Here is a 15,902-nt window from a genome sequence, read left to right on the forward strand (position 1 = left end):
CCGTTGCTCCCGGTCGGCAAGAAGGCTGGACGGCCACCGGTGCACACCAAGCGGCAGTTGATAGACGGCATACGCTGGCGTACCCGCGCCGGTGCCCGGGGGTTTCGCCGAGCAGGAGCGCCGAGGCGGGCAGGGCGGCCAGGGCACGCAGCAGCGGGGTGTGGAGTCACGGGCGGCTCTCCCTAGGACAGGTTCGATATACCGAACACAGTTCGGCCAATCGATCAGAAGGGGGGGGCTCAGAACGTAAGGGCGAAGCGGAGAGGCGTCAATGGTTTGAGCAGGGGACGATGTGCCCAGTGAGGAAGATGTGGCCGGCGGGAGAACGTCCAGCCCTGTCGCCGGGATTCCACCACCGGCCACCGGACGTTACCGTTCGGTAGACAAGCCGCTTCCGGAGGTGTCCGATGACGCTCGACCGTTGCGAAGGCCTGACGGAGACCGCCCGTGCGCTGGCCGCCGGGGAGGTGACGTCGCGGGCGCTGGTCGAGCGGACGCTGGCGCGGATCGAGGCGACCCAGTCCGACCTCAACGCCTTCAGGATCGTCCGGACCGAGGCCGCGCTCGCCGAGGCCGACGCCGCCGACCGGGAACTGTCCGCGGACCGGGAGGCGGCCTCGCACAGCGGGCACCGGCCGCTGCTCGGAGTCCCCGTCGCGGTGAAGGACGACATGGACGTGGCCGGCGAACCGACCGCGTTCGGCTGCTGCGGCGAGTTCCCGCCGGTGGCCGAGGACGGCGAGGCGGTCCGGCGGCTGCGCGCGGCCGGAGCCGTGATCGTCGGCAAGACCAACACCTGCGAGTTCGGGCAGTGGCCCTTCACCGAGGGGCCGGCCTTCGGCGCCACCCGCAACCCGTGGAGCACGGACCACACACCCGGCGGTTCCTCGGGCGGCTCGGCCGCCGCGGTCGCCGCCGGGCTCGTGCCCGCCGCACTCGGCTCGGACGGTGCCGGCTCCGTGCGGATCCCGGCCGCCTGGACCCACCTGGTCGGCATCAAACCTCAGCGCGGCCGTGTGTCGACCTGGCCCCGCGGCGAGTCCTTCCAGGGCATCACCGTCAACGGCACCCTCGCCCGCTCGGTCGCCGACGCGGCTCTGCTGCTGGACGCGGCGAGCGGCAACCACGCGCGGGACCCGCACCGGCCCCCGGCCCTGGACGTGTCCCGGGCCGTCGGCCGCGACCCCGGGCGGCTGCGCATCGCGCTCTCCCTCAAACCGCCCTTCACCGCGGTGCCCGCCCGGCTCCTGCCCGAGGTGCGCACCCGGGTGGTCGAACTGGCCGAGCGGCTGGCCGCATTGGGCCACTGCGTCGAGGAGGCGGACCCGCCCTACGGGCAGATCGGGCTGACCTTCGTGCCGCGGGCCACGGCCGGGATCGCCGAGCGCGTCGGCGAGGCGCCCTTCCCGGCGCTGCTGGACCGGCGCACCCGGGACGCGGCTCGGCTGGGCCGGCTGCTCGGCGGGGCCCCGCTGCGGGTGGCCCGGCGTGCGGAGACCGTGCTGCACCGGCGGATCGGCGCCTTCTTCACCTCGTACGACGTGGTCCTCGCGCCCACGACCGCCGCTCCCCCGCCCCGGATCGGTGCCCTGCTCGAACTCAGCGGGTTCGCCACCGACCGGGCGATGATCGCGGCCTGCCCGTACGCCTGGCCGTGGAACGTGCTGGGCTGGCCCGGCGTCAACGTGCCCGCCGGTTTCACACCGGACGGCCTGCCGGTCGGCGCCCAGTTGCTGGGCCCGGCCAACAGCGAGCCCCTGCTCGTGCAGGTGGCCGCGCAACTGGAAGCGGAGCTGCGCTGGGCCGAGAAGTGGCCGTCACCGCCGGTCACGGCGCGCTCCGCCGCCGCCTGAGCGACCGCGGGCCGTCCTCATGGCGGACGCGTCGATGGCCGGGCTCATGGGCCGGGTCACCGGAACGACCGGACCCGGCTCGGTCGATGAGATGACGCGGGTGGCCGAGCCGGAGACACACCGGCGCGACAGCGGGCACCGCAGGACATCTCCACCCTCAACGGGCAGGTCCAGAAGCTCCCGAGGGACGACAGGTGACCCTTCGGGCGTGAGCACGGGGGCCGCCTCTAGGGTGCCCCCGTGACCGCGTACACCGATGAGAACGTCCCGGGCCGTCACGGCCCCTCCGCCACCGTCCAGGCCGACCCGCGCCAGGTGGGCCGGGTGCGGACGGAGTACTCCCCCGCGCACGACGGCGACCCGGACCCCGGGGAGATCGTCTGGACGTGGGTGCCCTACGAAGAGAACGACGGCCGCGGCAAGGACCGCCCGGTGCTCGTGGTCGCCCGCGAGCCGGCCGGCACCTTCCTGGCGGTGCAGTTGTCGAGCAAGCGGCACGACGGCGACCGGGAGTGGGTGCCGATCGGCGGTGGGCCCTGGGACCGGACGGGCCGGGACTCGTGGGTCGATGTGGACCGGGTGCTGCGTCTGCACGAGGACGGTATGCGTCGGGAGGCCTGCGCCTTGGACCGCATGCGCTTCAACCTGGTCAGGCGCCGCCTGCAGGAGCGCCACGGCTGGAGCTGAACGCCTGCTCGAAGGCTCCCAGGACCGCGCGGTCCCGCGTCCGGTCCAGGACCCCGAACACCACGTGCCCGAAAGTCCGTGCGAACCGGGCGCCGGGCACCAACAGCACCCGGAACGCCTGTGCCACCTGCGCGGGGTCGTTGCCGAACACCCCGCAGCCCCAGGCGCCCAGCACGAGCCGTCGGTATCCGTGGGCCGCGGCCGTCTCCAGGACGCGTTCGGCGCGCGCCGCGAGGGCCCGCGGCAGTTCCGCGGCCCGTTCGGGCGCCGTGCGCTTCACCACCCCCGCGTTGGGCGCGGGAGAGGTCAGGAAGCCGGCGGTGTACGGCTCGGCCAGCAGGCCGCCGCGGTCGTCGCGGAACACGGACACCCCCGGTGAGTGGATGACACGGTCCGTGTAGAACGGGTCGCGGTGGGCGCGGTGGTGGTCGTAGAAGGCGCGGGCCTGAAGGAGGCAGGTGTGGAGCGCGGAGGCCCGGCACAGGGCCTCCTCCTGGGCCTGAGCGCCGTTCAGGTAGCCGCCGCCGGGGTTGCGGGCCGAGGCGAAGTTCAGCACCGCCACGCGCCCGCCGAGCCGACGGGCGGCCTCCAGGCTGCTCTCACCCGTGACCTCCACCAGCGTCCTCAGCGTCCCCGTCACCCGATCGGCGGGCACGGGCACGGGTTCCGGCCCGTACAGGCGCGTGCCCTCGCGCGCCGCCGACAACTCGGCCGCGATGGAGACCTCGCGCCCGTCCGGCGCGCGGTAGGCCCCGGCCGCGACGATCTGTTCGGTCTGCCGCGCGATACCGCGCAGGCGCGCGCTCACGGCGTGACCCCCGTACGCGCCGTGACCACGCGCCGCGCGGCCTTTCTTGTCGTACTCACGCACGCATGGTGGGTGATGCGGGATCTCCGGCGCAACGGAGTTTTCGCCGTCGCGGAAACACGGGGGAAAGCGCCGGGAAACGCCGGGCCGGAGCGTATGACCGCCCCGGAACGTCCCACTTCGCCCCCTTGTGCCGAGCGCCGTGAGCGTCTTGGGTGGGACGAGTGATCCCGATCCGGGCCGCGGAAGAGCCCGGACCGGTGGCATGGTGGAATCTCAGGAGGATCCCGCAATGTCCGATTCGACACGTGGCTGTACCCGGCCACGCACGTCACTGTCCGAAGCCGAGGTCGAGGCTCTGGTCCGCGGCATCTGCTTCAAGACCGGCCCACCACGCCGCCTCGGTGTCGAGGTGGAATGGCTCGTCCACGAGCTGCGCGAACCGCGGCTCCCCGTCACACCCGAACGACTCGAAGCGGCCTACGCGGCACTGCGACCGCTGTCCCTGCGGTCGGCGCTCACCGTGGAACCGGGCGGCCAGCTGGAGCTGAGCTCGCCCCCCGCCGCCTCGCTGACGGAAGTCGTCAGCACCGTCTCCGCCGACCTCGACGCCGTCCGCGCGGTCCTGCGCCAGGACGGCCTCACGCTCGTCGGCCTCGGCCACGATCCCTGGCACGAACCCCGCCGGTTCCTGCGCGCACCGCGCTACGACGCCATGGAGACATCTCTGGACCGCACGGGTCCCGCCGGCCGCGCCATGATGTGCGCCTCCGCCTCCGTGCAGGTGTGCCTGGACGCCGGTCACGAGGAGCCCGGGCCGCAGGGCCTGGTGCGCCGCTGGTGGCTGGCCCACCATCTGGGCGCCGTCCTGGTCGCCGCGTTCGCCAACTCCCCGCTCGCCGGGCACCGGCCGACCGGCTGGCGGTCCACCCGGCAGCTCGCGTGGACCCGGATCGGCGCCGGCCGGGCGGGCGGACCGCGGCTGGACACCGATCCGCGCGGCGCCTGGGCCCGGCACGTGCTGGACGCCCCCGTGATGTGCGTACGGCAGGACGGCGGGCCCTGGGACGTCCCCGAGGGGCTCACCTTCCGGGACTGGATCCGCACGGGCGCGCCCCGGCCGCCCACCCGGGAGGATCTCGACTACCACGTCACGACGCTGTTCCCGCCGGTCCGACCGCGCGGCCACCTCGAACTGCGCATGATCGACGCACAGCCCGGCGACGACGGCTGGATCGTGCCGCTCGCCGTGACGGCGGCGCTCTTCGACGACCCGGAGGCCACCGAGACCGTCTACCGGGCCGTGAAGCCGCTGGCCGAGCGGACGCTGGGGCTGCCCGCGCCGCACAACCCGCTGTGGCTCGACGCGGCCCGCACCGGCCTGGCCGACGCTGAACTGCGCGAGGTGGCCGTCACCTGCTTCACGACAGCGCTGGACGCCCTGCCCCGGCTCGGCGCCGCACCCGAGGTCGTCGAGGCCGTCACGGCCTATCTGGACCGCTATGTCGTCCTGGGCCGCTGCCCCGCCGACGACCTGCTCGACCGACAGCGCGGCACGGACGGTCGCGCCCACGGGAAGGACTTCCGCCCATGACCGACACCGATCCCGCTGTCGACCCCGCGACCCTCGACCCCGAGGTGCTCCGTGAGCGGGCGGTCGCCTCACTCGTCGTGGCCCGCGACCGCACCACCCTGCTGACGAGTTGCGTGGAGGATCCCGACCTGACCGCCCAGCACTCGCCGCTGATGTCGCCGCTGGTCTGGGACCTCGCGCACATCGGCAACCAGGAGGAGCAGTGGCTGCTGCGGACGGTCGCCGGGCACGAGGCGATACGCCCGGAGATCGACGGCCTCTACGACGCCTTCGAGCACCCGCGCGCCGAGCGGCCGAAGCTGCCCCTGCTGTCACCGGCCGAGGCGCGGACCTACGCGGCCGAGGTGCGCGGCCGGGCGCTGGACGTGCTGGAGCGGGCCGCGTTCCACGGAACGCGGCTGACGGAGGCCGGGTTCGCCTTCGGGATGATCGCGCAGCACGAACAGCAGCACGACGAGACGATGCTGATCACCCATCAGCTGCGCACGGGCCCGCAGGCCCTGACGGCGCCCGACCCGGATCCGGTGCCGCTGTTCACCGGTCCGTCCGAAGTCCTCGTGCCGGGCGGTCCGTTCACGATGGGCACCTCCGGCGAACCGTGGGCCCTGGACAACGAACGCCCCGCGCACCGGCGCGAGGTGGCGCCCTTCCACATCGACACGACCCCGGTCACCAACGGCGCCTACCGGGCGTTCATCGAGGACGGCGGCTACCGCGACCCGCGGTGGTGGACGGCCGACGGCTGGGCGCACATCCAGCAGCACGGCATCGACGCCCCGCTGTTCTGGCGGCGCGACGGGAAGCAGTTCCTCAGGCGCCGCTTCGGCGTCACCGAGGTCGTCCCGCCCGACGAGCCGGTGCTCCACGTGTGCTGGTACGAGGCCGACGCCTACGCCCGCTGGGCGGGACGCCGACTGCCCACGGAGGCCGAGTGGGAGAAGGCGGCCCGGCACGACCCGGCGGCCGACCGCTCGATGCGCTACCCGTGGGGTGACGCCGACCCGGGACCCGAGCACGCCAACCTCGGCCAGCGGCACCTGCGTCCGGCGCCCGCCGGGAGCTACCCGGCCGGTGAGTCGCCGCTCGGCGTACGGCAGTTGATCGGCGACGTGTGGGAGTGGACGGCCAGCGACTTCCTGCCCTATCCGGGGTTCCGGGCGTTCCCGTACAAGGAGTACTCGGAGGTCTTCTTCGGGCCCGAGTACAAGGTGCTGCGCGGCGGTTCGTTCGCGGTGGACGCGGTGGCCTGCCGGGGCACCTTCCGCAACTGGGACTACCCGGTCCGGCGTCAGATCTTCTCCGGATTCCGCACGGCACGGTCGGAGGACGTCTGATGTGCCGTCATGTGGCGTACGTGGGGCCCGAGGAGCCGCTGGGCAGCCTCCTCGTGCACCCCCCGCACGGGTTGTACCGGCAGTCGTGGGCTCCCCGGCACCAGCGGTACGGGACGGTCAACGCCGACGGCTTCGGTGTCGGCTGGTACGCGCCGGGCGACCCGGTACCGGCCCGCTACCGCCGGGCCGGGCCCATCTGGGCCGACCTGTCGTTCGCCGATCTCGCCCGGGTCGTCCGGTCCAGCGCGCTGCTCGCCGCGGTGCGGGACGCGACCCTGTCGGGCGCGGACGCGGAGGCCGCGGCGGCCCCGTTCGCCGCGGGGACCTGGCTGTTCAGCCACAACGGTGCGGTGAAGGGCTGGCCCGGCTCGCTGGCCGCGGTGTCCCGGACGCTGCCGCACGAGGACCTGCTGTCGCTGGAGGCCCGCAACGACTCGGCGCTCGTGTGGGCGCTGGTCCTGGCGCGGCTGCGCAGCGGTGACGAGGAGGGCCAGGCGATGGCCGACACGGTCCTGGAGGTCGCCGCCGCGGCCCCCGGTTCCCGGCTCAACCTCCTGCTCACCAACGGCGACACCATCACCGCGACCGCCTGGGGCGACGCCCTGTGGTACCTCACCCGGCCCGGCGGCGGCACCGTCGTGGCCTCCGAGCCCTACGACGACGATCCGCACTGGCGGGAGGTTCCCGACCGCACCCTGCTGGCGGCGAGCCGCACCGACGTGCTGCTCACGCCGCTGAAGGAGCCGACCGACGTCGCCGTGCCCTCCCCCTCGCCGAAGGAGCCCCGTACGTGAGCCCGTTCCACCTCACCCGCACCCTGGCGGAGGACGCCACGGACGCCGCGCTGCGCGCCGACGTCCACCGGGGTCTGACCGGCCGCCCCAAGACCCTGCCGCCGAAGTGGTTCTACGACGCGCACGGCAGCGACCTGTTCGAGAAGATCACGGAACTGCCCGAGTACTACCCCACCCGCGCCGAGCGGGAGATCCTCCTCACGCGCTCCGGCGACATCGCCGCGGCGACCGGGGCCCGGACCCTGGCCGAGCTCGGCTCCGGCTCCTCGGAGAAGACGAGGCACCTGCTCGACGCCCTCACGGACCTGCACACCTACGTTCCGGTCGACGTCAGCGGGAGCGCCCTCACCCAGGCCGGGCAGGCGCTCGCCGCCGAGCGGCCGGGGCTCGACGTGCACGCGCTGATCGCCGACTTCACGGCGGAACTGACCCTGCCGGACACGCCGGGACCCCGCCTGGTGGCGTTCCTCGGCGGCACGGTCGGCAACCTGCTGCCGGCCGAACGCGCCGCGTTCCTGGCGTCCGTACGCGCCCTGCTCGCCCCGGGTGACGCCCTGCTGCTGGGCACGGACCTGGTCAAGGACGAGGCGGTGCTGGTCCGGGCGTACGACGACGGGGCCGGGGTGACGGCCGCGTTCAACAAGAACGTCCTGACGGTGATCAACCGCGAGCTGGGCGCCGACTTCGAGCCCGCCGCGTTCGACCACGTGGCGGTGTGGGACGCCGGGCACGAGTGGATCGAGATGCGGCTGCGTTCCCGTACGGCGCAGACGGTGAAGGTGCCGGCGCTCGACCTCACCGTGGACTTCGCGGCGGGCGAGGAGATGCGGACCGAGGTGTCGGCGAAGTTCCGGCAGGAGGGCGTACGCGCCGAACTGTCCGTGGCGGCACTGGACCTGACCCACTGGTGGACCGACGGTGAGGGGCGGTTCGCGCTGTCGCTGAGCGTGGCGCGCTGACACCGGTGACCCCTGGGGCGGCGGCGACGGCGGGAGACGACGTCTCGCGCTTCGCCGCCGCGTGGGGCACGGTGGAGGGACGCGTGTCATAACCGGTACTGGAAGAGGAGCAGCGGCATGTCGAACCACACCTACCGGGTCACGGAGATCGTCGGCACCTCCCCCGACGGCGTCGACGCGGCCATCCGCAACGGCATCGGCCGGGCCTCGCAGACGCTGCGCAACCTGGACTGGTTCGAGGTGACGCAGGTGCGCGGCCAGCTGGAGGACGGGCAGATCGCGCACTGGCAGGTGGGCCTCAAGGTGGGCTTCCGCCTCGACGAGTCCGAGTAGGCGAGCGGACCCGGGGCGGGCGGTCTCGGGACCCTCCGTCCCGGTGACGCTCTCGCCGAGGCCGGGCCGGCTCCCGGCCTCAGGTCCGCCCTTCCCTCTCCTGCGCCGCCTTCATCTCGGCGGACCGGGTCACCCAGTCGGCCCGCACGACGGTGAAGCCCGCACGCCGGGCGTCCGCGCAGACCAGCTCGTCGTCGTCGACGAACACCCTGATCTCGCGGGTTCGGGCGAGGCGCCGCAGGACCTCCCGCTTGGTGACCCGGGCGGGCCGCCGGTCGGTGTCCCCCCGCATGTACAAGCGCCCCTCGGGCAGCCCCTGGGCGGCGAGCCAGTCCAGCGTGTCGCGCCGGCAGCGCTCGGGCCGCCCGGTGAGGTAGACGATCTCGCACTCCCGCGCGTTCTCCTCGACCAGCGCGATGCCCTCCGGGACCGGCGGGTCCTGCGTCGCCGCCGAGAAGAACCCGTCCCAGTCCTTCGGTCTGCGCTCCAGGAAGCTCTGCCGGTGCGAGGCGTCGGCGAGGGTGTTGTCCAGGTCGAACACGGCCAGCGGGGCCTTGCTGCGGTCGTCGCTCACGCTGCCCAGCGTAAGGGGTCCGCGCGCGCCGAGCGCATTCGGGACAGGCGGGACCGGGGCATGGTCCGTACCGTTCGGCGACCGGCCCTTTTCACGCAGCCTGTCGCAGGAGGGGCAACCCGCCATGGGGGCGTGAACGAGCCACGAGCCGAAGGCATTTCATCCACGCAGTTGATGGCTCAAGCACAGCACTGACATACTCCGCTTTCAGCCTCGCCACCACCCGTGGCCGGGGCTGTCAGGGGACTCCACACAGAATCCCCGAGGCCGTCCGCGTGAATCCGAACAGCGAGTTCTTCGGATTCACGAATCCCCCACGAGCCCGCACCCCATCGCGCGTCCGGCATTGCTCCCCCCTGCCCGAAAACCGGACGCGGACACCGACCCGACGGGGTCGAGTGCGGGGCACGATGCAGCGAAGAAGGTGCGCCTGTGCCCGAATTCTCACCGCGGCGGGATGACACTCCCACATTCCCGCTTCCGCACATCGAACGTACTCCACCGTCCCGCATATCCGACCATCCCGAATTTCACTCCCTGCGTCGTGCGCAGCGTCGGTTCGGCCTGCGGGCGACGATCCTGTCCGTCGGCGGATTCCTGCTGTATGTGCTGCTGTCGAGTTTTGTGCCCGAGGTGATGAACCAGCCGCTGTTCGGCCGCCTCACGCTCGGACTCACCCTCGGTCTCGGGCAGTTCGTCATCATGGGCGTGACAGCGTGGCGCTATGCCCGGCACATGCGGATGCGGGTCGATCCGCTCGCCCGCGGCCTGAGATCCCGGCTGCACGAGACGGAGAGCCGCCGCGCCCGGTCGGCGGCCTCCGCACAGGGGGCCGGACAGCCGCACGGAACGAGGGGGTTCCGCACGTGGTGACCGCCGCCGCCATCGACGACCGCAGCCTGCAGCTGACGTTCGTCCTGTTCCTCACCGTGGTCGTGATCACCCTCTTCATGGCCCTGCTGACGGCTCCCCAGCGCGACGAGATCAGCGAGTTCTACCTCGGCAACCGCGCCCTGTCGCCGCTGCGCAACGGTCTGGCCATGTGCGGCGACTACCTGTCCGCCGCCACCCTGCTCGGCAGCACCGGCCTCGTGGCACTCACCGGTTACGACGGGCTGATGTACCTCGGCGGCACCACCGTGGCCTGGATGATGGTGCTGCTGCTGATCGCCGAACCGCTGCACCGCACGGGCAGGTTCACGCTCGGCGACACGGTGGCGCTGCGCCTGCCGCGGCGGCAGCGGCCGGTGCGGGTCGCCCTGGCGGTCTGCGTCCTCGCCATCGCCACGCTCTATCTGGTGGCCCAACTCGTCGGCGGTGTGGCCCTGCTGACCCAGTTCGTCGGTGTGCCCAGCGGCACCACCCGCACCCTGTGCGTGGTCGTGATCGGCACCTTCGTGATCCTGTACGCCTCGCTCGGCGGCATGCCCGGTGCGACGGTCATCCAGATCATCAAGGCCGTGATGCTGCTGGTGGGCGTGCTGTTCACCGCGGGCTGGGTGCTGCACCACTTCGACTGGAATCCCAACGCCCTGCTGGAGAGGGCGTCCGAGCGCAGCGGTTCGGGCCTGAGTTTCCTGGAACCCGGTCTGCGCTACGGCGGCACCGTCAGCAACAAGCTGGACTTCCTCAGCCTCGAACTGGCCATCGTCCTCGGCCTCGCCGCCCTCCCGCACGTGCTGATGCGGCTGCTCACCCCGCGCAACAGCGGTGTGCTGCGCTCCTCCGTGCTGTGGGCCGTCGGTCTGGTCGGCGCGGTCTGTCTGGGGGCCGGCATCCTGGGCCTGGGCGCCACCGCGCTGCTCGGCCGGGACACCATCGAGAGCACGGACCGCACCGGCAACGCCTCCGTCCTGCTGCTCGCCCACGAGCTGGGCGGCAGTGTCCTCACCGCCCTGCTGACCTGCCTGGCGTATCTGACGCTGCTCGCCGTGGCGGTCGGTCTCACGCTGGCCGCGGCGTCCTCCCTGGCGCACGACCTGTACAGCGAGGTGATCCGCAAGGGCCGGGCGAGCGAGACGGAGGAGCTGACCGTCGCCCGGCTGTCCGGGGTGGTCATCGGCGTCCTCGGGATCCTGCTGGCCCTCGTCGCCTGGGGGGCGAACACCGCGACGCTGGCCTTCCTGGCCTTCGCCATCGCGGCGTCCGCGATCCTGCCGACGATCATCTACACCCTGTTCTGGCGGCGCTTCAGCGCGAGAGGCGCCCTGCTCAGCCTCTACGGCGGGCTGCTGTGCTCGGTACTGCTGGCGGTCTTCTCCCCCGTGGTCTCCTCCGTCCCGGGCTCGTTCTATCCGGAGGCCGACTTCGCCTGGTTCCCGCTCCAGAACCCCGGCATCGTCTCCATCCCGGTGGGCTTCCTGCTGGGCTGGCTCGGCACGGTGCTGGACAAGGGCCCGGCCGAAGAGGCCGCCGCGCACGAGCGGTTCGAGGTGCGGATGCTCGTGGGCGCGGACGACTGACACGTCCCTCCAGGGACAACGGCGGCCCGCGGAGCGGCCGGGCACCGGGACACACATTGTTAATGGGTTCCATTTTCATGTAGCGTCCTCGGTGCCCGCCCCACCGAGGAGGAGTCCCCATGGCCGTCCCGAAGCGGAAGATGTCCCGCAGCAACACCCGTCACCGCCGCGCCCAGTGGAAGGCGGCCACGCCGGCGCTGGTGCCGGTCACCGTCGACGGCGTCCGTCACCTCGTACCGCAGAACCTGGTCAAGGCCTACGAGCGCGGGCTGCTACGCCCCGACGGCTGAGCACACCGCCTCCGTGCAGAAGTGCGCGCGGACCCGGCGCAGCCACGCCTCGACCGGCGCCTCGGCGGGCTCGTCCGGCAGCGCCGTCGGGCCCGCGTCGAAGGCGGCCTCGTAGTGCCTGAGCAAGGTCAGCGCGGCCGACGGGTCGGCGGCGGCCCGCTCGCCGAAGGCGTGGTACTCCTCCGGGTCGTCGACCCGGATCGTCAACCGGCCCGTGGTGTACAGCTCCAGGCCCTGCTCGCACAGCCGCTTCAGGTGCCGGGCGTGCTTCGCGGTGCGCTTGCGGGTGTCCGCGCAGAAGGAAGCGTCACCGCGTGCCTCCAGCCGCCGGAACTGCTGGGTGGCATAGCCCAGGTAGGCATCCCTGACCCGCTTGGCGCTCAGGAACGCCGTGCGGATGGCGATGAGTTCGTCGCCGAGCGGGGTGCGCACCTCGTACAGCTCGTCCGGGAGCCACACCAGCTCCATCGCGGTCGGGTTGCCGCCCAGGGCCAGCCGGCACCATTTGACCGCCTCGTGCAGGGTGCGGTCCGGTGCCGTGCTGACGTGCGACTCCTTCGGCCGGCGCAGACCGTGGAGCTCCTCGGTGGGCGCCGCGAAGAGGCCGAGGCGGTCGATGTCCGAGCCCGGGCGGGCGAGGCCGTAGGCGGTCGATCCGACGATGCCGGAGAGCAGGACGTTGGGGACGGTCACGGTCGGCCGCCTTTCGCTTCCGAGTACCGTGACATTGTCCTGACGTGCCCGGACGCGGTCACCCGGTTTTCCGGGGATGCCCCCCGCGGCGGAATACCGACGGCCCCACCCGGCGTAGAACCCGGTATGGAACCCGTGCGCCTGTCCGTCCTCGACCGCTCCCGCACCCGCGAGGGGCACACCCACCCCGAGGCCCTGCGCGACACCGTGCGGCTGGCGCGGGAGCTGGAGCGGCTGGGCTACCACCGGCTCTGGGTCTCGGAGCACCACGGCGTGCCCGGAGTCGCCGGTTCCGCGCCGACCGTCCTGGCCGCCGCGGTGGCGGGCGCGACCCGCACGATCCGGGTCGGCACCGGCGGGGTGATGCTGCCCAACCACCGGCCGCTGGTCGTGGCCGAGCAGTTCGGGGTGCTGGAATCGCTGTTCCCCGGGCGGATCGACATGGGCCTCGGCCGGTCCGTCGGCTTCACCGACGGAGTGCGCAGGGCGCTGGGCCGCGACAAGGGCGACGCCGAGGACTTCGAGGCCCAGCTCACCGAGCTGCTCGGCTGGTTCCGGGGCACCTCCCCCACCGGGGTCCACGCCCGGCCCGCGGAGGGCCTGAGCGTGCCGCCGTTCGTCCTGGCGATGGGGGAGGGCGCCGACATCGCCGCACGCGCGGGCCTGCCCCTGGTCATCGGCGACCTCAGGAACCGGGAGAAGATGCGGCGCGGCATCGACCTCTACCGCGACCGGTTCCGCCCCTCCCCCTGGGCCGCGAGGCCCTACGTCGTCATCTCCGGCACCATCGCCGTGGCCGGCACCCCCGACGAGGCCCGGCGGCTGCTGGTCCCCGAGGCCTGGGCCATGGCGTACTCCCGCACCCACGGCACCTTCCCGCCCCTGCCGCCCGCCGAGCGCGTGGAGGCCCTCACCATGACCGGCAAGGAGCGCGACCTCTACGAGTCCGGCCTGACCGGGCACATCGCCGGCACCGGGGAGCAGGTCGCGCACGAGCTGGAGACGGTACTGAAGGAGACGGGCGCGCAGGAGGTACTCGTCACGACCAGCACCTACGACCGTGACGCCCTGCTGGACTCCTACCGGCGGCTGGCCGCGATCACCTCCGGTTAGAGTCGTCTCCCATGCACGACCGCGACCCCCATGACCCGTTCGTCCGTGTCCGCGGCGCCCGCGAGCACAACCTCCAGGGCATCGACGTCGACATCCCCCGGGACGTGCTGGCCGTGTTCACCGGCGTGTCCGGCTCGGGGAAGTCGTCGCTGGCGTTCGGCACGATCTACGCGGAGGCGCAGCGCCGCTACTTCGAATCGGTCGCCCCCTACGCGCGCCGGTTGATCCACCAGGTCGGCGCCCCGAAGGTCGGGGAGATCACCGGCCTGCCCCCGGCCGTCTCGCTCCAGCAGCGCCGCGCGGCGCCCACCTCGCGCTCCTCCGTCGGCACCGTCACCAACCTCTCCAACTCCCTGCGCATGCTGTTCTCCCGGGCCGGCACCTACCCGCCCGGCGCCGAGCGGCTCGACTCCGACTCCTTCTCGCCCAACACGGCGGTGGGAGCCTGCCCGGAGTGCCACGGGCTCGGGCGGGTGCACCGTACGAGCGAGGAACTGCTGGTCCCCGATCCGTCGCTGCCGATCCGCGAGGGCGCGATCGCCGCGTGGCCCGGCGCCTGGCAGGGCAAGAACCTGCGCGACATCCTCGACGCGCTCGGCTACGACGTGGACCGGCCGTGGCGGGAGCTGCCCGCCGGGCAGCGGGAGTGGATCCTGTTCACGGACGAGCAGCCGGTGGTCACCGTGCACCCGGTGCGGGACGCCGACCGCATCCAGCGGCCGTACCAGGGCACCTACATGAGCGCCCACCGGTATGTGATGAAGACGTTCGCGGACTCCAAGAGCCCGGCCCTGCGGGCGAAGGCCGAGCGGTTCCTCACCAGCGCGCCCTGCCCCGCGTGCGGCGGCAGCCGGCTGCGCCCCGAGGCCCTGGCCGTGACCTTCGGCGGCCGGACCATCGCCGAGCTGGCGGCCGTGCCGCTGGTGGACCTGGCCGCCGGTCTCGACGGGGATTCGGAGGCCGCCCGGGTCCTCACCGGCGACCTGAGGTCGCGTATCGCGCCGGTCGTCGAGCTGGGGCTCGGCTATCTCAGCCTCGACCGCCCCACTCCCACCCTCTCCGCGGGAGAACTCCAGCGCCTGCGCCTTGCCACCCAGCTGCGCTCCGGCCTGTTCGGTGTCGTCTACGTGCTCGACGAGCCGTCGGCCGGACTGCACCCGGCGGACACCGAGGCGCTGCTCACGGTGCTGGAGCGGCTGAAGGCGTCCGGGAACTCGGCGTTCGTGGTGGAGCACCACCTGGACGTGGTGCGCGGCGCCGACTGGCTGGTGGACGTGGGTCCGGACGCGGGCGAGCACGGCGGGCGGGTGCTGCACAGCGGTCCGGTGGCCGAGCTGGCCGGTGTCGAGGAGTCGGCGACGGCCCGCTACCTGTTCGACCGCTCCCCCGCCGCGGCCCGGGACGTGCGCGAGGCGACCGGGTGGCTGAGGACCGGCCCGGTCACCCGGCACAACCTGCGCGGCGTGACGGCGGAGTTCCCGCTCGGCGTGTTCACCGCGGTCACCGGCGTGTCCGGCTCCGGCAAGTCCACGCTCATCGGCGAGATCACGCAGGACACCGCCGGGGTGGGCCGGCTGGTCTCGGTCGACCAGAAACCGATCGGCCGCACACCGCGCTCCAACCTCGCCACCTACACGGGCCTCTTCGACGTCGTGCGCAGGGTGTTCGCGGCGACCGACGGGGCTCGCGCCCGCGGCTTCGGTGTCGGGCGGTTCTCCTTCAACGTGGCGGGAGGGCGCTGCGAGACCTGCCAGGGCGAGGGGTTCGTCAGCGTGGAGCTGCTGTTCCTGCCCAGCACGTACGCACCCTGCCCGGACTGCGGCGGGGCCCGCTACAACCCGCGGACGCTGGAAGTGACCTACCGCGGGCGGAACATCGCGCAGGTGCTGGATCTGACGGTGGAGAGCGCGGCGGAGTTCTTCGCGGACACCCCGGCCGTGGCGCGCAGCCTCGGCGCCCTGCTCGACGTGGGTCTGGGCTATCTCCGTCTGGGGCAGCCCGCGACGGAGTTGTCCGGCGGGGAGGCTCAGCGCATCAAGCTGGCGAGCGAACTGCAGCGCGGCCGGCGCGGCCATACGCTCTACCTCCTCGACGAGCCCACGACCGGCCTCCACCCGGCCGACGTGGACGTCCTGATGCGTCAGCTGCACGGTCTCGTCGACGCCGGGCACACCGTGATCGTCGTCGAGCACGACATGTCCGTCGTCGCGCGGGCGGACTGGGTCATCGACCTGGGCCCGGGCGGTGGCGACGCGGGCGGCCGGATCGTGGCGTCGGGACCGCCCCGGGACGTCGCGCGCTCGGCGGAGAGCCGGACGGCGCCGTATCTGGCGCGCACGCTGTCCGGGGGCCGTTGAGGTCCCGGAGCGGACGGCCGGCTTTCGCCGAGGCCCCCCGCGAACACCCAC

15 protein-coding genes are annotated in these 15,902 nt (G+C 73.0%); 12 read left to right on the forward strand and 3 right to left on the reverse strand.

Annotation, left to right across the window (positions count from 1 at the left end; translation table 11 throughout):
- The first annotated feature begins 407 nt into the window (after positions 1–407).
- Positions 408–1,853 carry an amidase gene (locus tag ABTX62_RS30970; protein ID WP_352119273.1) on the forward strand — a complete coding sequence of 482 codons (1,446 nt, stop codon included), beginning with the start codon at positions 408–410 and terminating at the stop codon, positions 1,851–1,853.
- A 240-nt stretch (positions 1,854–2,093) separates the two neighbouring features.
- Positions 2,094–2,540 (forward strand): type II toxin-antitoxin system PemK/MazF family toxin, encoded by a 447-nt coding sequence (locus tag ABTX62_RS30975; protein ID WP_352119274.1) that lies wholly within the window; start codon positions 2,094–2,096, stop codon positions 2,538–2,540.
- Here ABTX62_RS30975 and ABTX62_RS30980 read toward each other — a convergent pair.
- Positions 2,503–3,348 (reverse strand): TIGR02452 family protein, encoded by an 846-nt coding sequence (locus tag ABTX62_RS30980; protein ID WP_352119323.1) that lies wholly within the window; start codon positions 3,346–3,348, stop codon positions 2,503–2,505. The two genes, ABTX62_RS30975 and ABTX62_RS30980, sit on opposite strands and share 38 nt — an antisense overlap.
- A 292-nt stretch (positions 3,349–3,640) precedes the next feature.
- On the opposite strand from ABTX62_RS30980, the gene egtA reads away from it, so the two are divergent.
- From egtA to ABTX62_RS31005, 5 genes are all read left to right on the forward strand, one after another.
- Positions 3,641–4,942: an ergothioneine biosynthesis glutamate--cysteine ligase EgtA gene (egtA, locus tag ABTX62_RS30985; RefSeq protein WP_352119275.1), complete on the forward strand. Its 1,302-nt coding sequence runs from the start codon at positions 3,641–3,643 to the stop codon at positions 4,940–4,942.
- Entirely contained in the window at positions 4,939–6,276 is a 1,338-nt protein-coding gene (egtB, locus tag ABTX62_RS30990; RefSeq protein WP_352119276.1) for an ergothioneine biosynthesis protein EgtB, read from the forward strand. Before egtA ends, egtB begins: the two co-directional genes overlap by 4 nt.
- Entirely contained in the window at positions 6,276–7,070 is a 795-nt protein-coding gene (gene egtC / locus ABTX62_RS30995) for an ergothioneine biosynthesis protein EgtC (RefSeq protein WP_352119277.1), read from the forward strand. The genes egtB and egtC overlap by 1 nt, the downstream gene beginning before the upstream one ends.
- Positions 7,067–8,029: an L-histidine N(alpha)-methyltransferase gene (egtD, locus tag ABTX62_RS31000; RefSeq protein WP_352119278.1), complete on the forward strand. Its 963-nt coding sequence runs from the start codon at positions 7,067–7,069 to the stop codon at positions 8,027–8,029. Before egtC ends, egtD begins: the two co-directional genes overlap by 4 nt.
- Positions 8,030–8,146: 117 nt before the next feature.
- Positions 8,147–8,362: a dodecin gene (locus tag ABTX62_RS31005; RefSeq protein WP_283968569.1), complete on the forward strand. Its 216-nt coding sequence runs from the start codon at positions 8,147–8,149 to the stop codon at positions 8,360–8,362.
- 79 nt (positions 8,363–8,441) lie between these two features.
- On the opposite strand, the gene ABTX62_RS31010 is transcribed toward ABTX62_RS31005, so the two are convergent.
- Entirely contained in the window at positions 8,442–8,936 is a 495-nt protein-coding gene (locus tag ABTX62_RS31010) for a phosphatase domain-containing protein (protein WP_352119279.1), read from the reverse strand.
- Positions 8,937–9,368: 432 nt separating this feature from the next.
- Between ABTX62_RS31010 and ABTX62_RS31015 the strand changes: the two genes are divergently transcribed.
- The 3 genes from ABTX62_RS31015 (at position 9,369) to rpmF (ending at position 11,688) form a co-directional block, all read left to right on the forward strand.
- Positions 9,369–9,809 (forward strand): DUF485 domain-containing protein, encoded by a 441-nt coding sequence (locus ABTX62_RS31015; protein ID WP_352119280.1) that lies wholly within the window; start codon positions 9,369–9,371, stop codon positions 9,807–9,809.
- Complete coding sequence (locus ABTX62_RS31020) at positions 9,803–11,398, forward strand: solute symporter family protein (protein ID WP_352119281.1); 1,596 nt, start codon at positions 9,803–9,805, stop codon at positions 11,396–11,398. The genes ABTX62_RS31015 and ABTX62_RS31020 overlap by 7 nt, the downstream gene beginning before the upstream one ends.
- 119 nt (positions 11,399–11,517) lie before the next feature.
- Positions 11,518–11,688, forward strand: a complete 171-nt coding sequence (gene rpmF / locus ABTX62_RS31025) for a 50S ribosomal protein L32 (protein WP_104786949.1) — start codon at positions 11,518–11,520, stop codon at positions 11,686–11,688.
- Here the strand turns inward: rpmF and ABTX62_RS31030 are convergent.
- Entirely contained in the window at positions 11,671–12,381 is a 711-nt protein-coding gene (locus ABTX62_RS31030; protein WP_352119282.1) for a nucleotidyltransferase domain-containing protein, read from the reverse strand. The two genes, rpmF and ABTX62_RS31030, sit on opposite strands and share 18 nt — an antisense overlap.
- A gap of 126 nt (positions 12,382–12,507) precedes the next feature.
- Here ABTX62_RS31030 and ABTX62_RS31035 point away from each other — a divergent pair, with 126 nt between their 5' ends.
- Complete coding sequence (locus tag ABTX62_RS31035) at positions 12,508–13,494, forward strand: LLM class flavin-dependent oxidoreductase (RefSeq protein ID WP_352119283.1); 987 nt, start codon at positions 12,508–12,510, stop codon at positions 13,492–13,494.
- Positions 13,495–13,505: 11 nt separating this feature from the next.
- On the forward strand, positions 13,506–15,851 hold the full coding sequence (locus ABTX62_RS31040; RefSeq protein WP_352119284.1) for an ATP-binding cassette domain-containing protein: 2,346 nt from the start codon (positions 13,506–13,508) through the stop codon (positions 15,849–15,851).
- Positions 15,852–15,902: the final 51 nt, after the last annotated feature.

It is taken from the genome of Streptomyces sp. NPDC096046 (assembly GCF_040303285.1).
In the GTDB taxonomy this organism is placed as follows: domain Bacteria; phylum Actinomycetota; class Actinomycetes; order Streptomycetales; family Streptomycetaceae; genus Streptomyces.